The organism is Chitinophaga niabensis (assembly GCF_900129465.1).
Taxonomy (GTDB): Bacteria; Bacteroidota; Bacteroidia; order Chitinophagales; family Chitinophagaceae; genus Chitinophaga; species Chitinophaga niabensis.
The window spans coordinates 106,898-126,200 of record NZ_FSRA01000001.1; the positions used below are offsets into that span (position 1 = coordinate 106,898).

At 47.8% G+C, this 19,303-nt stretch carries 15 protein-coding genes; 9 read left to right on the forward strand and 6 right to left on the reverse strand.

The genetic code is table 11. The annotated features are described in order from the left end of the window. The first annotated feature begins 12 nt into the window (after nt 1–12). Together BUR42_RS00435 and BUR42_RS00440 are read left to right on the forward strand one after the other, a co-directional pair. The gene (locus BUR42_RS00435) at nt 13–1,830 is read left to right on the forward strand and encodes a RagB/SusD family nutrient uptake outer membrane protein (RefSeq protein WP_074237169.1); all 1,818 of its coding nucleotides are present in this window, start codon (nt 13–15) and stop codon (nt 1,828–1,830) included. 183 nt (nt 1,831–2,013) lie between these two features. Continuing rightward, nucleotides 2,014–3,192, forward strand: coding sequence for a proline dehydrogenase family protein (locus BUR42_RS00440; protein ID WP_074237172.1), 1,179 nt, complete (start codon nt 2,014–2,016; stop codon nt 3,190–3,192). Between the two features lie 56 nt (nt 3,193–3,248). Here the strand turns inward: BUR42_RS00440 and BUR42_RS00445 are convergent, their stop codons facing one another. Both BUR42_RS00445 and BUR42_RS00450 read right to left on the reverse strand, forming a co-directional pair. Further along, nucleotides 3,249–4,547, reverse strand: coding sequence for a RagB/SusD family nutrient uptake outer membrane protein (locus BUR42_RS00445; protein WP_074237174.1), 1,299 nt, complete (start codon nt 4,545–4,547; stop codon nt 3,249–3,251). A 28-nt stretch (nt 4,548–4,575) separates the two neighbouring features. Next, nucleotides 4,576–7,542, reverse strand: a complete 2,967-nt coding sequence (locus tag BUR42_RS00450; RefSeq protein ID WP_074237176.1) for a SusC/RagA family TonB-linked outer membrane protein — start codon at nt 7,540–7,542, stop codon at nt 4,576–4,578. A gap of 593 nt (nt 7,543–8,135) precedes the next feature. Here BUR42_RS00450 and BUR42_RS00455 point away from each other — a divergent pair. Continuing rightward, nucleotides 8,136–8,930 (forward strand): thymidylate synthase, encoded by a 795-nt coding sequence (locus BUR42_RS00455; RefSeq protein WP_074237178.1) that lies wholly within the window; start codon nt 8,136–8,138, stop codon nt 8,928–8,930. Further along, the gene (folA, locus tag BUR42_RS00460; protein ID WP_074237180.1) at nt 8,927–9,430 is read left to right on the forward strand and encodes a type 3 dihydrofolate reductase; all 504 of its coding nucleotides are present in this window, start codon (nt 8,927–8,929) and stop codon (nt 9,428–9,430) included. The genes BUR42_RS00455 and folA overlap by 4 nt, the downstream gene beginning before the upstream one ends. Nucleotides 9,431–9,463: 33 nt before the next feature. On the opposite strand, the gene dnaG is transcribed toward folA, so the two are convergent. After that, the gene (gene dnaG, locus BUR42_RS00465; protein ID WP_074237182.1) at nt 9,464–11,479 is read right to left on the reverse strand and encodes a DNA primase; all 2,016 of its coding nucleotides are present in this window, start codon (nt 11,477–11,479) and stop codon (nt 9,464–9,466) included. Nucleotides 11,480–11,846: 367 nt separating this feature from the next. Here dnaG and BUR42_RS00470 point away from each other — a divergent pair, with 367 nt between their 5' ends. Then, complete coding sequence (locus BUR42_RS00470; RefSeq protein ID WP_074237184.1) at nt 11,847–13,019, forward strand: acetyl-CoA C-acyltransferase; 1,173 nt, start codon at nt 11,847–11,849, stop codon at nt 13,017–13,019. 79 nt (nt 13,020–13,098) lie between these two features. Next, the gene (locus tag BUR42_RS00475; protein WP_074237185.1) at nt 13,099–14,082 is read left to right on the forward strand and encodes a pyruvate dehydrogenase complex E1 component subunit beta; all 984 of its coding nucleotides are present in this window, start codon (nt 13,099–13,101) and stop codon (nt 14,080–14,082) included. 258 nt (nt 14,083–14,340) lie between these two features. Here the strand turns inward: BUR42_RS00475 and cysM are convergent, their stop codons facing one another. Both cysM and BUR42_RS00485 read right to left on the reverse strand, forming a co-directional pair. After that, complete coding sequence (gene cysM / locus BUR42_RS00480; RefSeq protein ID WP_074237187.1) at nt 14,341–15,225, reverse strand: cysteine synthase CysM; 885 nt, start codon at nt 15,223–15,225, stop codon at nt 14,341–14,343. A 1-nt stretch (nt 15,226) separates the two neighbouring features. Beyond that, entirely contained in the window at nt 15,227–16,027 is an 801-nt protein-coding gene (locus tag BUR42_RS00485) for a serine O-acetyltransferase (protein ID WP_084185238.1), read from the reverse strand. Between the two features lie 222 nt (nt 16,028–16,249). Here BUR42_RS00485 and BUR42_RS00490 point away from each other — a divergent pair, with 222 nt between their 5' ends. Genes BUR42_RS00490 through BUR42_RS00500 form a run of 3 tightly spaced genes read left to right on the forward strand, consistent with a single transcriptional unit; the run spans nt 16,250 to nt 18,277 of the window. After that, complete coding sequence (locus tag BUR42_RS00490; RefSeq protein ID WP_074237191.1) at nt 16,250–17,434, forward strand: sigma-54-dependent transcriptional regulator; 1,185 nt, start codon at nt 16,250–16,252, stop codon at nt 17,432–17,434. A gap of 14 nt (nt 17,435–17,448) precedes the next feature. Then, complete coding sequence (locus tag BUR42_RS30135; protein ID WP_074237193.1) at nt 17,449–17,628, forward strand: helix-turn-helix domain-containing protein; 180 nt, start codon at nt 17,449–17,451, stop codon at nt 17,626–17,628. After that, nucleotides 17,621–18,277 (forward strand): alpha/beta hydrolase, encoded by a 657-nt coding sequence (locus BUR42_RS00500; RefSeq protein WP_074237195.1) that lies wholly within the window; start codon nt 17,621–17,623, stop codon nt 18,275–18,277. Before BUR42_RS30135 ends, BUR42_RS00500 begins: the two co-directional genes overlap by 8 nt. Here BUR42_RS00500 and BUR42_RS00505 read toward each other — a convergent pair. Beyond that, nucleotides 18,272–19,165, reverse strand: a complete 894-nt coding sequence (locus tag BUR42_RS00505; RefSeq protein ID WP_074237197.1) for a MerR family transcriptional regulator — start codon at nt 19,163–19,165, stop codon at nt 18,272–18,274. The two genes, BUR42_RS00500 and BUR42_RS00505, sit on opposite strands and share 6 nt — an antisense overlap. Between the last annotated feature and the right edge of the window lie 138 nt (nt 19,166–19,303).

Sequence of the window (19,303 nt, forward strand, 5' to 3'; positions counted from 1 at the left end):
AAAAACATTATTATGAAAAAGATCAAACTCTGTATATACTTCGGCATGCTCGCAGCAGCAACAGTATCCTGTAAAAAGGATTTCCTGGACAGGTTCCCGCAAACGGATGTTACCAAAGAAGTGTTCTTTAATAATCCGCAGGACCTGGAAACATACAGCAACGGTTTTTATGGACAGGTATCGGCTGGCTGGGATGATATTAACTCTGATAACATCAGCAGCTACAGCGGCAGCGGTGAGGTGGATGTACTGGTACGTGGTACGATCGATCAAACGAATGTATCCGGATGGGGTGGCTGGGATAAGAGTACCTGGGGCACTCTCCGGAAGATAAACTTCATGCTGGACAATGTGGGCAAAACTCAGGGAGACCCCGCAGCCATCAAACATTACATCGGCATCGCCCGTTTTTTCCGTGCCTGGTTCTATATGGATAGGATGGCCCGTTATTCTGATGTGCCCTGGTATAATACTGCACTGGCCACTACAGATGAAACCATGTATAAAGCAAGGGATCCCCGCGCATTGATCGCAGATTCCATCCTGAACGATCTTAGCTATGCTGTAGAGAACATTAAACCGGACGAAGGCAACCGCACCAGGGTAAGCAAATGGACCGCACTTGCGCTGATGGCACGTTTTGGACTATCAGAAGGTACCTGGCGTAAATACCATCCTGAACTGAACCTCACCAACGATCATAAACGTTTCCTTGAAAAGGCGGTATGGGCAGCAGATCAGCTGATGACCAGCGGACGTTTTGTGGTGCATAATACAGGAAAGGGAGCAGAGGATTATCGCGCACTTTTTTGCAGCCTCACGCTCAGCGGTAATAAAGAAATGATCCAGTGGGTAGATTATCAGCAGTCGCTCGGAGTAGGGAACAATACCCACGTAACGTTAGGATGGACATGGTCGCTGAGCCACAGCCTTGCATTGACCTACCTCATGAAAGATGGTACGCCTTTCACCGCACAACCCGGATACAATACAAAGAACTTCGTAGATATCTTTACCAACCGTGATCCACGCATGGCTGAAACCATTGCGCCTCCCGGTTTTTCTCCTAACCTGGATGGTAAACCTTATATCGCCAAACCCAACCTGGGTGGCTACGACCAGGTGAAGTTCTATCCCCGTAATCCTTCACAAAGGCAGGGATGGGTACTGAACTACTCCGGGCTTCCGGCCTTCCGTTTTGGAGAAACATTACTGATCTATGCAGAAGCAAAAGCAGAGCTGGAAACCATTACACAGGCTGACCTGGATAAAACCATCAACCTGCTCCGCACCCGTGTGCAGATGCCTGCTATGAGTATGGCAGCAGCCAATGCGCAACCGGATAATGCCCTGGCGCTTCAGTTCCCTGATGTAACCGGTGCCAACAAAGGCCTGATCCTGGAGATCCGCAGGGAACGCAGAGTGGAAATGGCCTGCGAAGGACAACGGTTCGCAGACCTGATGCGTTGGAAAGCAGGTAAACGTTTGGAAGATCAGCAAGGTGGTATGTACGTACCCGCACTGGGTGCATTGGATATCACAGGCGATGCAGCACCTGATATCGCTATCCTCGCATCCCCTAACGATGAATCACCTATTGCCGGTTTACCTGAAAGTGTAAAAGCATCCCTTTCCAAATTCTACCTGAAAGATGCCAGCGGAAAGGATAACAACTTCTACCTGAAGAACGGCACATCCGGCAACATCCTGTTCATCCGCGACAGAGACCAGCCACGCAGTTTTGTGGAACCTAAATATTACTACCGCCCCATCCCGCAGGATCAGATCATTCTGAATAAGAACCTGAAGCAGATCTTCGGTTGGGAATAGATTAAGTTTTTGCGGCGGAAAGTAATTATATTCTAATTTTTCCCTTCATTTTTTCAGGGCTAACTAAAAAGTAACAATACTTTTTAGTTAGCCCTATTATTTATAGGGAGGTATGTCAGAAAACTATCATGAGTTAAGGGGCTTTTTTGTTAGAACAATCCCATCCCCTTAACTTTGCCCGCCATGGAAAAGCAGCTATCGTTATCATTCGAGAATACAGCCATTGCCTTTGAGCATATGTCAAACGGTGCATTGAAAAGGGCCAATTTCCTGTTCAGTAATATCGGTAAACCCTGGCTGGTAAAGCTGGGCGCTTTTGCCACGCCTATTGCTTTCAAACTGCGACTGCCCATTAAAGGCATCATCAAAAGCACCATCTTTAACCAGTTTTGCGGTGGGGAAACACTGGATGAAGCCGTACGGGCAGCAGAAGAATTGGGGAAATTTGGCGTAGGTGTAGTGTTGGATTACAGTGTAGAAGCTGTGGAAGGAGAGGAGAATTACGATAATGCCGTTCCGGAGTTCTTAAGGGCCATCCAGTATGCAACCGGTAAAAAGCATATTCCATTTATAGCCATAAAAGTAACGGGTTTTGCACGTTTCGGCCTGCTGGAAAAGATCCATGCAGGAGGAACACTAACTGCAGAAGAGCAGGCAGAGTTCAAACGGGTGCATGATCGTATCCATACCATCTCTGCCGCTGCCGCCAAAGGAAAAGTAGGTTTGCTGATAGATGCGGAAGAATCCTGGGTACAACAACCGGTAGATGATCTCGCAGATGAAATGATGAGCCTGTTCAACAAAGAACAGGTGATCGTGTACAACACCTTTCAACTCTATCGCCATGACAGATTAGAATTCCTGCAGGCTTCCTATGATAAGGCCAAAGCGGCAGGCTACCTGCTGGGTGCCAAACTGGTACGCGGCGCTTACATGGAAAAAGAACGCAAACGCGCAGAGGAGGAAGCATACCCTTCACCAATTCAACCCAATAAAGCAGCAGCTGACCAGGATTATGATACGGCCATCCGTTTCTGCCTGGACCGCCTGAACGATCTGGGCCTTTTTATCGGAACGCACAACGAAGACAGCTGCATGTTGGCTGCACAATTGCTCCATGAAAAAGGTATCGCGCACAATCATCCGGGAGTAAGCTTTTCCCAGTTATATGGTATGAGTGATAACATCACTTTTAACCTGGCACATGCCGGTTACAATGTTTCCAAATACCTGCCTTATGGCCCTGTAAAAGATGTGGTGCCTTACCTGATCCGCCGTGCGCAGGAAAATACTTCCATCGCCGGAGCGATGGGCCGGGAATTAGGATTGATCCGTTCGGAAATGAAACGAAGAAAGATATAACGCATTGAAAAAGCCGCCCCCGTTACAGGAGCGGCTTTTTTCTTTCTATACAACCTCTAATTCGCCTCTGTTAAAGGTATCGGGTATTTGTCCCACACTTTATCTCCAGGCCTTGTGTTCGGCAATTCCGCCAGCCTGTTGTACCTGCGCATATCTACCCATCTGTGCCCTTCGGCAAAGAGAGAGAACCTTCTTTGCCGCAGCATTTCTGTGATCAGTGCTGCCGGGGTAACGGCGCCTGCATAAGGTGGCAGGTTATGACCTATGCGGATCCTGTTGAGTGCCACAATACCATCGGGTATTGCATTTGACTGGATCTTGGCTTCTGCATAAATGAGGATCAGCTCTTCGTTCCTGATAATAGGGAAGAAGGAGGTATTGGTTGTAACAATCCACACATCCCTGTTGGAAGTAAGGTTATCCAATGTTGGTGCATCAGCACGCAGCGTTGCTTTTGAAATGCGGTCATCTCCCGGTGTGATGTCTGTTGCATAAGAGGGATGCGCCAGTCTCTTTTCGCCCGGGCTGTTCTGGGGAAGGAAGAGGGGGTTCAGCAGGTCTCCGCTTGATCCGGAGAATTCATGCGAAATACCTCTTGTAAAGGAACCATTTAAGTCAAAGAAAGATTCATTCAGCGCAGTTAATGCGGCGGGCCACAATGAGCGGTAAACGGCTACCCTTGCCGCCAGTGCACGGTTGAACTGGATCAGCCCTGCTGCAGTTTTGAATCCTGTAAAACCGGAAGATAGCGGAAATATAATTGCACTGCCGGTGAGATCAGCTTTTGCTTCATCCAGCAAAGCCGCAATGTCTGCTAAGGCTTCCGGGTTAGGTTTGAATGGCCCCAGCTTTTCAGGATCTTTTACATCAGTGCGGATACCATTGCTGTAGGTCATGTTCAGGTTCATCAGCAATTGGTAAGCCATAATGGTTTTGGCAAAACCAATATATCCTTTCTTTTCTTCTGCAGTGAGTACCACAGAATTAGTAGCGGCATCAATGAGGATATTTCCCTGGCGCACTACGCGGTAGCGGGATGTCCAGGGGTTGGTGGTATAGAAGGTGTTGTTATCCAGTTCGCCGGTACCCATCATTTCAGTTGTCCAGCGGGGCTCAGATCCCGAGAAGCGGTAGACCTCACGGCCCAGGATGCTTACACCATCATAATAAGTGGCAATACTTAGCCGTGTGCCGGATTCGAGCCCTACTACCAATGTGGCAAGTTGTTCCTTTGTAGCTTTTCTCACAAGGTCGCCCACAACAGGTGTGTTCAGGTTGGGGATCTCTCCCTTCTGGCAGGCCAGTGGCCCCAGCAGAGCGATACATATAATGAGCAGTTTGATACGATGTTTCATGGTTCAATGATTTAATGTTACACGTTGATCAGAAGGTTACAGACAAATGCAGTGATGCACGTTTGGAAGCAGGATATGGTGTTACTTCCACACCGGTGGAAACACCTGTACTGCCGCGGGTTGTAGCGGTAGACAGTGTGTTGCTGCCAAAGTTGGAAGACTCCGGATCATAACTCTTGTAGTCTGTAATAGTGAACCAGTTATTGGCAGAAGCACCAATGTTCACAGCCTGTATGTACCTGTTCTTCCGGATAGGAATATTGTAATACAAACCTATCTCACGGAGCCGTACATACGATGAGTTCTGTACACGGATGGCTGCTTCGTTCTTACCCGCTGCAGTCATACGGTCCACCCCGTCTTTTATACCATTGCCATTGGCATCTGCATCATAATCGTGTGAGGTGCCGAAGATATCTGAAAGGTATTCTGTTAGGTTGATGTTCTCGCCGCCTTGTTTCCAGTGGATCATGAAACGCAGGCTCAGATCACGGAACAGGGTGAGATCGTTCAGGAAGCTCATCTGGAAGTCAGGCTCTGCATTTCCCAGCACACCTACACCTTTACCGGTACCCAGTGTACCTATGATCTGTGTGGCAGATTTTCCCTGCTCAATGAAGAAGTTACCCAGCGTATTACCAAAAGCACCCAGCGGGAAAGCAGGGATAGTAAGGCGTGTAATTTCTGAAGTGTTCTTCCAGAAGTTAACGGTAGTACTCCAGCGCACATTTTTCCTGTTGACAGGAAGGGCATTGATACCTATTTCTATACCTTTATTCTGCAGGTCGCCCCCGTTCACCCACTGCTGGGCAAATCCGCTGGAAGGCTGCAGGTTCCTACGCAACAGCAGATCAATGATCTTTTTGTTATAGTAAGTAGCTTCCAGGCTCAGCCGTCCGTTGAAGAAGCTTACATCCAATCCAGCTTCAAATTCATTTTGCCTTTCCTGCTCAATATTCTCGTTGCCATATTGGGTATCCACGAGTGATCCCGGCTGCTGACCTGTATTGCTGGCCGTTACTGCCAGGAAGCGTGCGCCATACGGAGCTACGTTACCTGCGGCACCATACGCTGCCCGCAATTTGAAACTATTGATGGACTGAATATTCCAGAAAGGCATCTTGGCAAGGTTCCATGATAGGGATGCTTTGGGAAGTATGAAGTATTTTTTATAATCCCCGTTGTTGGTGGAACGGTCGAAACGTATGCCCGCAGAGGCTGTGATCGCATCCATGATCAATACTTCCTCCTGTACGAAAATACCGTTATCGCGGTACTTTAAACGGAACTGCTGCAGGTTGGAATTGGAAGCCTGGTCCAGGTTACTTTGCGAAGGAATAAGATTGGTAGCTGTTGAAATGATATTATCCAGGTAACTGGTTTCCAATGTGGCACCTACGGAAGTGGTGAAGTTCAGGTCTGGTGTTGCCATGAATTGATTCACCAGTATGCCAGCCAGGTTAGTGTTCAGGTTATTGGTATTACCCTGTATGGAAGCACCTTCCAATCCGCCTTTCATGAATTGAAGGGAGCGTGGAAAAAGCGCCTCTGTTTTCAGGTTGAAGAAGTCTATACCACCCCGTACGATCAGTTTGGTATTGGTCTTATCATTCTGATGTAACATGGCCCTGATCTCACCACCTGTGATGAAGCGATTGGTGGTTTCGTTATTCCGCATCTTGTCCCTTGTTTCCAGGGGATTGGCAGCGTTAGGGTTCACGGGATAATTCCCCTGCGCGTCCGGATGTAATTCCAGGAACTGGGGAACGGTAGCAAGCGAAACACCATAGGTCACACTGTTATTGTCGTTATTGGTTAAACCACGATCTGCCGAAGTGTTCATGTAGGCGAACCGCAAACCTACGCTGATGCGGTCTGTGAGTTTATGATCCACATTCAGGCGCAGCGCATTGTTGAGGTAACCGGAGTTCTTAATGATCCCTTCTTCTGATTTACGGTTGGCAGAAAAATAGAATCCCGTTCTTTCATCTCCGCCACTCACACTCACGCCGGTATTCAATATCAATCCTTTTTCCCCATACATCTCTTTTTCGTAATCGTATAATTTACCGGCATCCCGGGCTGCAATGAAATTGGCCCTGGCAGTAGCACCACCAAGGTCAAATGCAGTCTGCTCTGTGAACTGCCTTACGCCCAGTAGTTTGCGTGCCACATTCACACCCACTTCCTGCCGGAAACGCACGGTCGTTCTTCCCAAAGAGGAACCTTTTTTAGTAGTGATCAGTATTACGCCCGCCGCTGCTTTGGAACCATAGATAGCTGCTGCAGAAGCTCCTTTCAGGATCTCGATGTTCTCAATGTCGTCCGGGTTCAGGTCTGCAACACGACTGGAAGGGTTATCCTGGTTCTGCGGGTTACCGGCACTGGCTGCAGCAGTGATCAGGTTCAGACCGGCAGGAACGCTCACGTTGCTGATAAACACACCATCCACTACATACAGGGGTTGGGAGTTACCGAAGATGGAAGTAACCCCTCTCATTTTTACAGAGATCCCGCCACCGGGTGCGCCGGAGTTGGCAGTGATCAATGCACCGGGGATCTTACCACTCAGCGCTGCATCGAAAGTTTGTGCAGGTGCCACACCATATAGTTCTTTGGCAGAGATAGTAGCTACCGCATTCGCGAGATTACTTCTCTTTACAGAAGTAGCGAGGCCGGTGATCACTACCTCATCCAGGTTGGCATAGTCTTCCTGGAGGGTAACATTTACCGTAGTGCCGTTTACCACTACCTGGTATGTTTTGTATCCGGTAAATGAAAAGGAAAGGGTGTTGCCGTTTGCTGCGTCCAGCGAATAACGGCCATTTACATCAGCAATGGTACCGCGATTGGATTGCAGTATCCGGATGGTTACTCCGGGAATACCATTTCCTGCCGCATCTGTGACCCTTCCGGTCACTTTTTGCTGAGCGGCAGCAATGAGGGTGCTGCATAACATCATGAGCAGCAGCATCAAATGTTTGATTCGAAACATGTTCTGGCGATTTTAGAGGTTTAAGAATGATAAGGTTGATAAGAAATGAAATGGATAGGAGAGCGGGGCCATATAGGCCAGGCCCCTTAATGAAGTGCATTAAGTTGCATAGTGAAGCATTTTAGAGGTTGATAAATGGTTATAATGAGCAGGGTCAACTACGTAACGATGCCGAATAGCTGCTGTAAATAAACTGTCAGGTTTATGAACTAACTGAAAACAGGATTTCTTTCTCCGGAAAGATTGGGTTCTTCCATACTAAACTGTGTGCTCCGTTTTGTTGTAACTGGACCGGGTTAATTAATAAATCTGTGCTCCATTCATGCTGTTGAATTCGCTGACCTCACAAAATAATTTTGGCTGATGATAACCGGGTTTTGGTCTTTTTTCTATAAGCTGTTTTGATCTAGTTTTTCTGATTTAGTTTTGCGGTTTATGATTGTCTGCTTTAACACTGATATGGTCTCCTCAATTTATGCAGATTACTGAAATTTGCTGTAAAGTAGATTTGTTTCTTTTATCGATTTATTTTATATTATTACTTCGTGTAATCTGAACGCTTTGTTCAGCTAAAAAAAGTAATTTGCAGGGTCATGCAACAATACCTGAACTTATTACAAGATATCCTGGATAAAGGAAACGATAAAACAGACCGTACAGGCACCGGTACCCGCAGTTTGTTCGGTTACCAGATGCGTTTCAACCTTCAGGAAGGTTTTCCGATGGTCACCACTAAAAAGCTGCACCTTAAATCTATCATATACGAACTGTTATGGTTCCTGAAAGGGGACACGAATGTGAAGTACCTGCAGGAGCATGGTGTGAAGATCTGGGATGAATGGGCGAATGCAGAAGGAGAGCTGGGACCTGTATACGGCAAACAATGGCGCAGCTGGGAAGGTGCCAATGGCAAAACCTTCGACCAGATCACAGATGTGGTGAACCAGATCAAAAAGAACCCCGATTCCCGCCGCCTGATCGTGAACGCCTGGAACGTAGCAGATCTGCCTGATATGGCCCTCAGCCCATGCCACTGCCTCTTCCAGTTCTACGTAGCAGACGGAAAGCTGAGCTGCCAGTTATACCAGCGCAGTGCAGATGTATTCTTAGGCGTGCCTTTTAATATTGCCTCTTACGCATTGCTCACCATGATGCTGGCCCAGGTCTGCGATCTGCAGCCTGGTGATTTCGTTCACAGCTTCGGGGATGTACATCTTTACAATAATCATATGGAACAGGCCGCGCTGCAACTTACCCGCCAGCCCTATCCCTTACCAACGATGAAGATCAACCCCGCAGTGAAGGACATTTATGGTTTTAGGTTTGAAGATTTCGAACTCGAGAACTACACCTTCCATCCACATATCAAAGCCCCGGTAGCAGTATGAGTGCAAGCCCCATTATTTCTATCATAGTTGCGGCCTCAGAGAACAATGTGATCGGCATTCAAAACCGTTTACCCTGGAATCTTCCCGCAGACCTTCAATATTTCAAGAACACCACCTGGGCGATGCCTATCATCATGGGCCGGAAGACCTTTGAATCCATGGGCCAACCCCTGAAAGGAAGACAGAATATTGTGATCACGCGCCAGAAGGATTATACCCAGCCGGGCATCACTGTAGTTTCTTCTATTGATGAAGCTATTGCCGAAGCGGAGAAACAGGAGGTGAATGAGATCTTCATCACAGGCGGTACAGAAATTTTCCTGCAGGCTTTTCCAAAAGTAAACCGCATCTATATCACCCGCATACATGCACAGGTAGAAGGTGATGCATATTTCCCTGAGATAAATAAAGATGAGTGGGAACTAAAACAAAGTGAACCACACGAAGCGGATGAGAAGAATAATATGCCTTATACCTTTGAGGTATGGGAGAGGAAGTGACAATTTGAAAGTTTAACTTTCAAATTGCACGCTCTACTTAAAGATCACCATCCCCAACTGCAATGTAAGGTCCCGCTCTATCTGCTTCAAATGCACCGCCATTTCCAGGCAAGCCATCTGATCCGCAAAATTCTCCGCCCTTTCACCTTCCTGCTGATTCTCAATGATCAGTTTTTTGATCTTACGGAGAATGAGATAACTTGTTGTTGAACGGGTGTCTTTAAGATAAGCATTATCACCATACACCGTCTTTATCTCAAAACGGTCCTTCCAGTTGGCACTGAGGTCCGCTTCTTTATCTTCGAGTATCTGCGCAACGTTCTGCGCTATCTCCGCATCCTGGTGATAGAGGAACCATTTTTTATCCAGCGGAGAACCCTGATCGTATTGTGATTTGTATTCACGGAGGATCTTCTTCACCACTTCACTATCCGCCAGTGATTCAAAATCATAAGGGAGGTGAAAGATGTAATCTGCCACTGTTTGTTTTCCTTCCAGGTTATCGGGGTTTTCTTCTTCCTCCTCACTGAGGGTGAGATAAGGTTTATCACCAAAACGCAAAAGTATCTTCACCAGCTCCCTTTCCTGTTTCTCATCTTTATTGAAAAGGTTCTCAGTACCGGAAGAAGGCGCTTCATCCTGGAAGTGTTCAGGATACAACTCTGCGAGAGAAGGCCCGTCACTGTCCTGCTCCTGGAAGGATTGTTGCTTACTCTGCTGCGTGGCCTGTTTGGTAAGCCTGTCACGAATATATTTGTTGACGAGGGTAACCATGCCCTCTTCATCTATTTTCAATAACTGGCTGCATTGGCGGATGTAATCCTGCTGTTTGGTGAAATCTTCCACCTTATCAATGCGCGCGATAGTTTCCGCTATCTCATTTACCAGCTGGGATTTTTTGGTAGTATCGTTGCCTGCTTCTTTTAAAGAAACCTGCAGTTTGAAGAGGATGAAGTCCTGTTTATTTTCTGCAATGAACTGCCGGAAACCTTCGGCGCCTACTTTGCGCACATAGCTGTCCGGGTCTTCTTTATCAGGAATGAGTGCAAGCTTTACGTTGAGGCCTTCTTCAATGGCCATGTCCAGTCCGCGGAGTGCTGCTTTTACACCTGCATTATCACCATCATAAAGAATGGTGAGGTTGTTGGTGTATTTTTTTATCAACCGGAGCTGGTCCGTAGTAAGGGAAGTACCACTGGAAGCCACCACGTTCTCAATACCTGCCTGGTGAAGGGAAACCACATCCGTATATCCTTCCACGAGGAAGCATTCATCCAGCTTATCGATCGCATGACGGGCAAAGTAAGTACCATACAGCACTTTACTTTTTACATAGATGTCGTTCTCAGGAGAGTTGATGTATTTGGGCGCCCGGTCTGATTTCACCAGGATGCGTGCGCCAAAGCCGAGTACTTTACCGCTTTGGTTGTGAATGGGGAAGATCACACGGCCACGATAGTTATCTGCCAGTTGTTCATTCCGCATTGCCACGAGCCCTGTTTTCTGCAGATACTCCGCATTGTATCCTTTACCAAGCGCTGCTTTTACGAAAGCATCGCGTTGATTAAGACAGTAACCCAGCTGGAACTTACGCACGGTTTCTTCCGAAAAACCTCTTTCTTCAAAATAACTGAGCCCTACATTCTGCCCTTCTTCCGTTTCAAACATCGTTTTCACGAAATAGTCGCGGGCGAAGTTGTTGATGATAAAGAGACTGTCTGCCAGTTGCTGCTGGAGTTTTACCTCCGGGCTTACTTCTTTTTCTTCGATCTCTACATTGTACTTCTGGGCCAGCCAGCGTAATGCTTCCACATAGGAGTACTTTTCGTGCTCCATGAGGAAGTTGATGGAATTTCCGCTTTTCCCGCAACCGAAACATTTAAAGATCTCCTTACTGCCCGAAACGGTGAAGGAAGGGCTTTTTTCATTGTGAAAAGGGCAGAGGCCAAGGTAATTGGCACCGCGTTTCTTCAGCTTCACAAAGGAGCCGACGATCTCCACGATGTCTATCCGGTTGAGGATCTGTTGTATGGTATTCTGAGAGATCAAATCTTAAATGAATATTTGCTGGTTTTAACCCAAAATTGGGAAACGGTTATTGATTTGTAAACTGCTGTGTCATACCCCAGTACAGATGAATAAAACCTCAAAAGTACGGCAGGTTTATAAAATACCTGCTGTATATAAACCCAACCGACTGCAATGAATTGGTTATTCAATCATCCGAAATGCTGCTGGGATAAAACCCAGCAAATTTACCCTAAAAAAGTGACTTTAATTTTGGGAGAGAAGAGGAATGTATAGCGTTTTATAAAATGCTTGTTTCAATTTCAATCTCCTTACCACTTTTTGGCGCCCGTCTCACAATTCCTTAAATTTGGAGATTGTCCAAACGATTCACCAAAACAACAAAAGAATGAAAGAGGTATTTATTGTATCCGTAGCCAGAACGCCGATAGGTAGCTTCAACGGGGCTTTGGCAGGAGTGCCTGCCACAACATTGGGGGCTACGGTGATAAAGGCAGCGCTGGAAAGAGCAAAAGTGGCGCCGGAACAGGTGCAGGAAGTATATATGGGAAATGTGATCAGTGCAAATGTAGGGCAGGCACCTGCCAATCAGGCCAGCCTCTATGCCGGCCTTCCCAATACCATTCCCTGTACCACCGTGAACAAAGTATGTGCCTCCGGTATGAAAGCCATTATGCTGGGCGCGCAAAGCATTATGCTGGGAGACAATGATGTAGTGGTAGCAGGTGGCATGGAAAGTATGAGCAATATTCCCTACTATCTCGATAAAGCACGCAGCGGGTACCGTTTAGGGCATGGGGCTGTAATTGATGGTATCCTGAGGGACGGGCTCTGGGACCCCTATAAAGACTTCCACATGGGCAATGCCGCGGAAATTTGCGCGGCGGAGTACAAGATCACCCGGGAAGACCAGGATGCCTATGCTATCCAAAGTTATAAAAGAGCCGCCGCGGCAACAGAGAAAGGATATTTTAAGAACGAAATAGTACCCGTAGAAATTCCCGGCAAACAAACCATCACTGTTACGGAAGATGAGGATGTGAAAAAAGTGAACTTCGATAAGATCCCCACCCTGAAGCCAACTTTCCAGAAAGATGGTACAGTAACGGCAGCCAACGCCTCCAATATCAACGATGGAGCAGCAGCGGTGGTATTAGTGAGCGGAGAGAAGCTGAAAGAACTGGGACTCAAGCCTTTGGCGCGGATCGTGAGCTTCGCGGACGCTTCCCAGGCCCCGGAATGGTTCACCACCACACCCGTGAAAGCGATCAATAAAGCGCTCGCCAAAGCAGGACTGACCATCGCAGACATGGACTTTTCTGAGATCAATGAAGCATTTTCCTGCGTAGCCCTTGCCAACGAGCGGGACCTGGGCATTAAACCGGAAACATTGAACGTCTGGGGCGGCGCCGTAGCTTTAGGGCATCCTATTGGCTGCAGCGGCGCAAGGATCCTGATCACCTTAACTTCCATTTTGCAGCAGGAAAATGGCCGCTATGGCGTAGCGGGTATCTGTAACGGAGGGGGTGGTGCCAGTGCAGTAGTGATAGAGAAAATGTAAATGCTTTGCTTTTTGGCAAACAAACGATATTTTTGCCCTGCCTTTTTGCAAAATGTTCTAATAATACTTAAAGAATCAAATGCGTCAGATAGCCTTCAGACAAGCCTTAAGAGAAGCCCTCCAGGAAGAAATGCGCCGCGATGAGCGGGTATTCCTGATGGGTGAGGAAGTGGCAGAATACAACGGAGCTTATAAAGTTAGCCAGGGAATGCTGGATGAGTTTGGACCACGTAGGGTGATCGACACGCCTATTGCCGAGCTTGGTTTTACAGCTATTGGCGTTGGTGCCGCTCAGAACGGCCTTCGCCCTGTGTTGGAATTCATGACCTGGAACTTTGCCGTACTGGCATTGGACCAGATCCTCAATACCGCCTCCAAAATGCTCGCTATGAGCGGCGGCCAGGTGGGCTGTCCTATCGTTTTCCGCGGACCTAACGGTTCTGCCGGTCAACTGGGCGCTCAGCACTCCACAGCCTTTGAAAGCTATTATGCAAACATTCCCGGCCTTAAAGTAATATCTGTATCCAACCCATACGATGCAAAAGGTCTCCTCAAAGCCGCTATCCGCGATGAGGATCCCGTTGTTTTCATGGAAAGTGAGCAGATGTACGGCGATATGGGCGATGTTCCTGAGGAAGAATACATCATCCCTATCGGTAAAGCAGATATCAAACGCACTGGTAAAGATGTTACCATCGTTTCCTTCAATAAAATGATGAAAGTAGCGCTCGGCGCTGCGGAAGAACTGGCTAAAGAAGGCATTGAAGCGGAGGTGATAGACCTTCGTACCATCCGCCCGCTGGACTGGTTCACCATCCTGGAATCCGTTAAGAAAACAAACCGCCTGGTGATCGTGGAAGAGCAATGGCCATTCGCCAGTATCTCTTCTGAGATCTCTTACCGTATCCAGAAAGAAGGATTTGACTACCTGGATGCTCCTATCCGCAGGATCACTGCCGTAGATGCTCCTATGCACTATGCACCTAACCTGGTGAAACTGTACCTCCCCGATGTGGAAAGAACAGTGAAACTGGTGAAGGAAGTGATGTACATGAAGAAATAAGGTATATTTGTATATACAGAAAAAGGGTGTGCCGGTTACCGGTACACCCTTTGATATTATTTTAACATTCCTTCACATAGGCTTCTCCTTCTGTTCTCCTTCGCTTCGTGTATGCTTCAGCTTGTACTCCTAAAATGGTTAAAATAGTATGATAAAGGCCACCCGAAGGCAGCCTTTACTATATAAGGAAGTTAAATGGTGTCAACTCAATCAAACAGATCCGGGTTCAGTGCTAACCTCCGGGCTGCTGTTATCAACTCAACCAAACAGGTCAGAACTCAGGTAGCGATCTCCCCGGTCGCAGATAATACAAACGATCACCCCGCTTTCCAGCTCCCTGGATAACCTCACCGCCGCCGCAACAGCCCCTCCGCTGCTCATGCCGCAGAAAACAGCTTCTTCCCGGGCCAGCCGGTTAGTCATGATCCGGGCTTCTTCTTCCGCAATATCCATCGTTCTGTCTATCCGCTGCCTTTCGAAGATCTTGGGCAGGTATTCTTCCGGCCATTTGCGGATACCGGGTATTTTAGAGCCTTCCGTAGGCTGGCAGCCTACTATCTGTATGTTGTTATTCTTTTCTTTTAAGAACCTGCTTACGCCCATAATGGTGCCCGTTGTGCCCATCGCAGAAACGAAGTGGGTAACACCGCCATCTGTATCCCGCCAGATCTCCGGGCCGGTAGTGCGGTAATGCATGCCATAGTTGTCAGGGTTGGCAAACTGGTTCAGCATATGGTAACCGCCTTTGGCCAGTTGCGCATGTGCATAGTCGATTGCGCCTTCCATGCTTTGCTCTTTGGGGGTCAGTATCACTTTTGCGCCGAAGGCTTCCATGGATAATACCCTTTCCCGGGTAGCATCTTCGGGCATTACCAGTTCAATGGGTACTGAAAAGAGGCTGGCTATCATGGCCAGGGCTATGCCTGTATTGCCGCTGGTAGCTTCTATCAGTTTGGTGCCGGGTTTGATCTCTCCACGGTCCAGCGCACCTTTGATCATGCCATAAGCGGCCCTGTCTTTCACGCTGCCGCCGGGGTTATTACCTTCTAATTTGGCATAGATCGTAACGTTCGGGTTTTCGGGAATTCGTTGCAAGGCCACCATCGGGGTGTTACCTACTAAGTCCAATACTGATCTCGTCATGTTAAACTACTTTAATACTGCCGTCTGCTTTATAATAGATCCGGGAGTAAGGCGCTGTTGATTTGATCAGCCATACGTTCCCGCCAATAATGCTATGATGCCCTATGATGGTATCTCCGCCCAGGATGGTAGCCCCTGCATAGATCACTACATGGTCTTCTATGGTAGGATGGCGTTTGTTCTGGGCCATGGTTTTATCAATGCTCAGCGCACCGAGGGTAACGCCCTGGTAGATCTTCACGTGCTGGCCGATCACGGTGGTTTCACCGATCACCACACCACTGCCATGGTCTATGCAGAAGTAAGGTGCTATCACAGCAGCCGGGTGTATATCAATGCCGGTCTTGGCATGTGCAAATTCTGTGATCACCCTTGGTAATAAAGGGATGTCCAGGTTATGCAGGCCATGTGCCACGCGGTAAGCGGCAATAGCATAGAAACCCGGGTAGGCACGTATCACTTCGTAGAGACAGGTAGCGGCAGGATCCCCCTGGAGGATAGCTTCCGCATCCTTTGTGAGATCACTGTAAATGCCAGGTACCAGTTCCATGAACTGCCGGCTGGTGGTGGCCGCATCCTGTGGCAGGCGGGAACCCATGTTCTGCAACAGTTCCCTGAGCTGCGCTTCTAGCTGAAGCGCATACTGTTCCAGTTGTGCATCGTCCATCACCCTCCCTGTATGTTCAGGGAATAACCAGTTCACCAGGTCCCTGCAAAAAGCCCATACCTGTTCGGATGAGGGATATGCGTTTGCTGCAGCGGCCTGGTGGCGCTTTTTGAGTTGCTCCAATAATTGCTTCATAATGCTGAATAGTTACCTGCTACGTTCTGTCATAACGTGCCTTCTGAGAATAAAATTACACAAATTTGGTAGACTTCTGCGTCTTAAAGTCAATGCTGGCAAGTAATTATTTATTTTACTGCGGTTGAATGAGAGTATTTTGTTGTATCATTCTGAAAGATGAAGCTGGCTTTCATCTTTTTCTTATTTTTGGCGCTGACTGTTTAAAATATTAGACAACCTATGGCCAATATATTGATTATAGACGACGAGAAAAGTATCCGTAAAACGCTCTCCGAGATCCTGTCCTATGAAGGATATAAGATCGAAGAAGCTGCCGATGGGGCTGAAGGTTTCAAAATGTACAAGGAGAAAGCATATGATGCCGTGTTGTGCGACATCAAGATGCCGAAGATGGATGGCCTCGAATTCCTCGAAAAAGCAAAAGAGATCAACCCGGATGTTCCCATTATCATGGTATCCGGTCACGGTAATATAGATACTGCGGTGGAAGCCGTAAAAAAAGGCGCGTACGATTACATCTCCAAACCGCCGGACCTGAACCGCCTGCTGATCACCTTGCGGAATGCACTGGATAAAACCACCCTGGTGGCAGAAACCAAAACACTGCGCAAAAAGGTGAACAAAACACCTGAAATGATCGGGGAGTCCAGTCCTATCCTCAAAATAAAAGACACCATCCATAAAGTAGCACCAACCGATGCCCGTGTACTGGTTACCGGGGAAAACGGGGCAGGGAAGGAGCTGGTAGCCCGCTGGATCCATGAGTACAGCAACCGCGCCAGTGGCCCGATGGTGGAAGTGAATTGTGCTGCTATTCCCAGCGAACTGATAGAAAGCGAATTATTCGGCCATGAAAAAGGCTCCTTTACTTCTGCTATCAAACAACGCATCGGCAAGTTTGAACAGGCCAGTGGCGGTACCCTTTTCCTGGACGAGATCGGCGATATGAGCCTCAGCGCACAGGCTAAAGTGCTGCGTGCTTTGCAGGAAGGTAAGATCACCCGCGTAGGCGGAGATAAAGAGATCAGTGTGGATGTACGTGTGGTGGCAGCTACCAATAAAGACCTGCTGAAGGAAGTGGAAGACAAGAATTTCCGTCTTGACCTCTACCACCGCCTCAGCGTGATCCTCATTCACGTACCCGCGCTGAACGACAGGAGAGAAGATGTGCCTTTGCTGGTAGATCACTTCCTGGACATTGTTTGCGCGGAATATGGAATGGCACGTAAATCTGCGGATAAAGATGCAATGAAAGCTTTGCAGCAGCATAACTGGACGGGAAATATCCGTGAGCTGCGGAATGTGGTGGAAAGGCTGGTGATCCTTTCAGGGAAAACCATTTCGGCGGATGATGTGGAGAATTATGTAATTCCCAATCACGAGAAAAAAAAAGCCACTACCTGAATGATGAACTGCTGGTGTTAACCCGGCTGCATGCCTTCCGTGATGAAGTTGAAAAGATCTTCATAATATTTATGCTGAACAAGAATGGCTGGAATGTGTCTAAAACTGCCCAGGAGCTTGATATTCAGCGTAGCCACCTATACAACAAGATGGAGCGGTACGATATTCGCAAATCCGCGGAAGACAATGAGTAACAAACACATTTACCTGATCAGCGGACTCGGGGCTGATGAAAGGGTGTTTCAAAACCTGGAATTTCCGGAAGGTTATGAAACACATTTTCTCCCCTGGATCAAACCACTGAGCCACGACGAGCCCATAGAAGAATATGCGGCCCGCATGGCGCGGCGCATCCTGCATCCCAACCCCGTAATGCTGGGCCTTTCCTTTGGTGGTATGATGAGCATAGAAATAGCCCGTCAGCAACCGGTGGAAAAGGTGATCCTTTTATCCAGCATCAAACACAAACGGGAGCTGCCACCTTATTACAACAAGCTGGCAAAACGGCTGCTGAAAAACCTGCCGGATAAACTCGTATTCGGCCAGCGCCAGTTCATTGTTCGGCTGTTCATGCAAACTAGCACGGAACAGGAAAGGCAGTTGCTGCAGGATTACCTGTACAGTCAGAATAAAGACCACTTCTATATGCGCTGGGCACTGAACGCGGTGCTGAGCTGGCAGAATGAATGGGTGCCACCTTCTCTCATACATATTCACGGGAGTAACGACCGGCCTTTCCCGCGCAGATTTGTTCAACCTACCCACACGATCATAAAAGGCGGCCACTTTATGGTGATGAACCGCGCCAGGGAAATTAACAGGATACTGGAAAGGGAATTATAAGACCACCTTGCGACGCACATATTGCAGCACTTCTTCCATAGACATTAAAAGCGTCACATTGTCCGGCAGGGGCGGTGTGATCCGTACAATCTGGGGGCCGGAGATCGTAACCGGGATGCCGGGGAAAAGCCTTCCCAGGTCCCGCACAAAATTATCCAGCGCTCTTTGCGGGAAATTAGAGATGATATGGGTGTAGATATGGTCCACCTGTTTGCGTTCCGTGTAGAAGGAAAGGTCTTCCAGGGGTACATTGGCTCCGAAATTGACCACGGCGCAGCCATGTTTCTTGAGCATGTAATGGGTGAAAAGGAGAGGTACCTCATGAAACTCGCCTTCCGGGAGAAAGAGCAGGAACTTTTCATCCCCTTCCTTGGGCAGGTCCAGCCCGTCTATGGCTACCATCAGTTTTTTACGGATGATATTGGCGGCAAAGTGCTCCTGTGCAGGGATCACGCAGTCTACCAGCCAGAGCAGGCCTATGCGCTCCATATAAGGGTAGATCACTTTGAGGATGGTTTGTTCAAAACCCATCCGGAGCAACACGTTATGGAAGATCTTTTCAAATTTGGTCTGATCAAAATCGATCATGGCCTCCACTAACTGATTGATATACACCTGGTGCAGGTGCGAACCTTTCTGACCGCCTTCCTCCAGGGACAGTTGCTTGATCTGCTCATCCGTCATCATGGCGATCTTGGAGATCTTGTAGCCATGACGATATAAGTACGCAATGCGCATGATATGTTTAAGATCACCGTTGTCATATACCCGGTGGTTCGTATCTTTCCGTTTAGGCCGCATTACATTATAGCGCTGCTCCCATATTCTGATGGTGTGCGCTTTGATGCCTGTGAGGCTTTCCAGGTCCTTTATGGTGAAACTGTTCAATGTAGCGTGTATAGTAATTAAACAAAAATAGCTATAAACTGTTTGACCTGCGCGTTGATTTTACCGAACTATCGTGGGATTTTTTTATGAAAACTTTTGCGAAGGAAAACTAGCTTACAATTGGTAGAATATTATATT

Bases quoted from the DNA above. Each gene is read 5' to 3' on its own strand.
- BUR42_RS00485 (WP_084185238.1), bottom strand. From the start codon at position 16,027: ATGAAGCAATTATTGGAGCAACTCAAAAAGCGCCACCAGGCCGCTGCA.
- BUR42_RS00500 (WP_074237195.1), top strand. From the start codon at position 17,621: ATGAGTAACAAACACATTTACCTGATCAGCGGACTCGGGGCTGATGAA.
- BUR42_RS00475 (WP_074237185.1), top strand. From the start codon at position 13,099: ATGCGTCAGATAGCCTTCAGACAAGCCTTAAGAGAAGCCCTCCAGGAA.
- cysM (WP_074237187.1), bottom strand. From the start codon at position 15,225: ATGACGAGATCAGTATTGGACTTAGTAGGTAACACCCCGATGGTGGCC.
- BUR42_RS00450 (WP_074237176.1), bottom strand. From the start codon at position 7,542: ATGTTTCGAATCAAACATTTGATGCTGCTGCTCATGATGTTATGCAGC.
- BUR42_RS00470 (WP_074237184.1), top strand. From the start codon at position 11,847: ATGAAAGAGGTATTTATTGTATCCGTAGCCAGAACGCCGATAGGTAGC.
- BUR42_RS00435 (WP_074237169.1), top strand. From the start codon at position 13: ATGAAAAAGATCAAACTCTGTATATACTTCGGCATGCTCGCAGCAGCA.
- BUR42_RS00490 (WP_074237191.1), top strand. From the start codon at position 16,250: ATGGCCAATATATTGATTATAGACGACGAGAAAAGTATCCGTAAAACG.
- BUR42_RS00445 (WP_074237174.1), bottom strand. From the start codon at position 4,547: ATGAAACATCGTATCAAACTGCTCATTATATGTATCGCTCTGCTGGGG.
- BUR42_RS00455 (WP_074237178.1), top strand. From the start codon at position 8,136: ATGCAACAATACCTGAACTTATTACAAGATATCCTGGATAAAGGAAAC.
- folA (WP_074237180.1), top strand. From the start codon at position 8,927: ATGAGTGCAAGCCCCATTATTTCTATCATAGTTGCGGCCTCAGAGAAC.
- BUR42_RS00440 (WP_074237172.1), top strand. From the start codon at position 2,014: ATGGAAAAGCAGCTATCGTTATCATTCGAGAATACAGCCATTGCCTTT.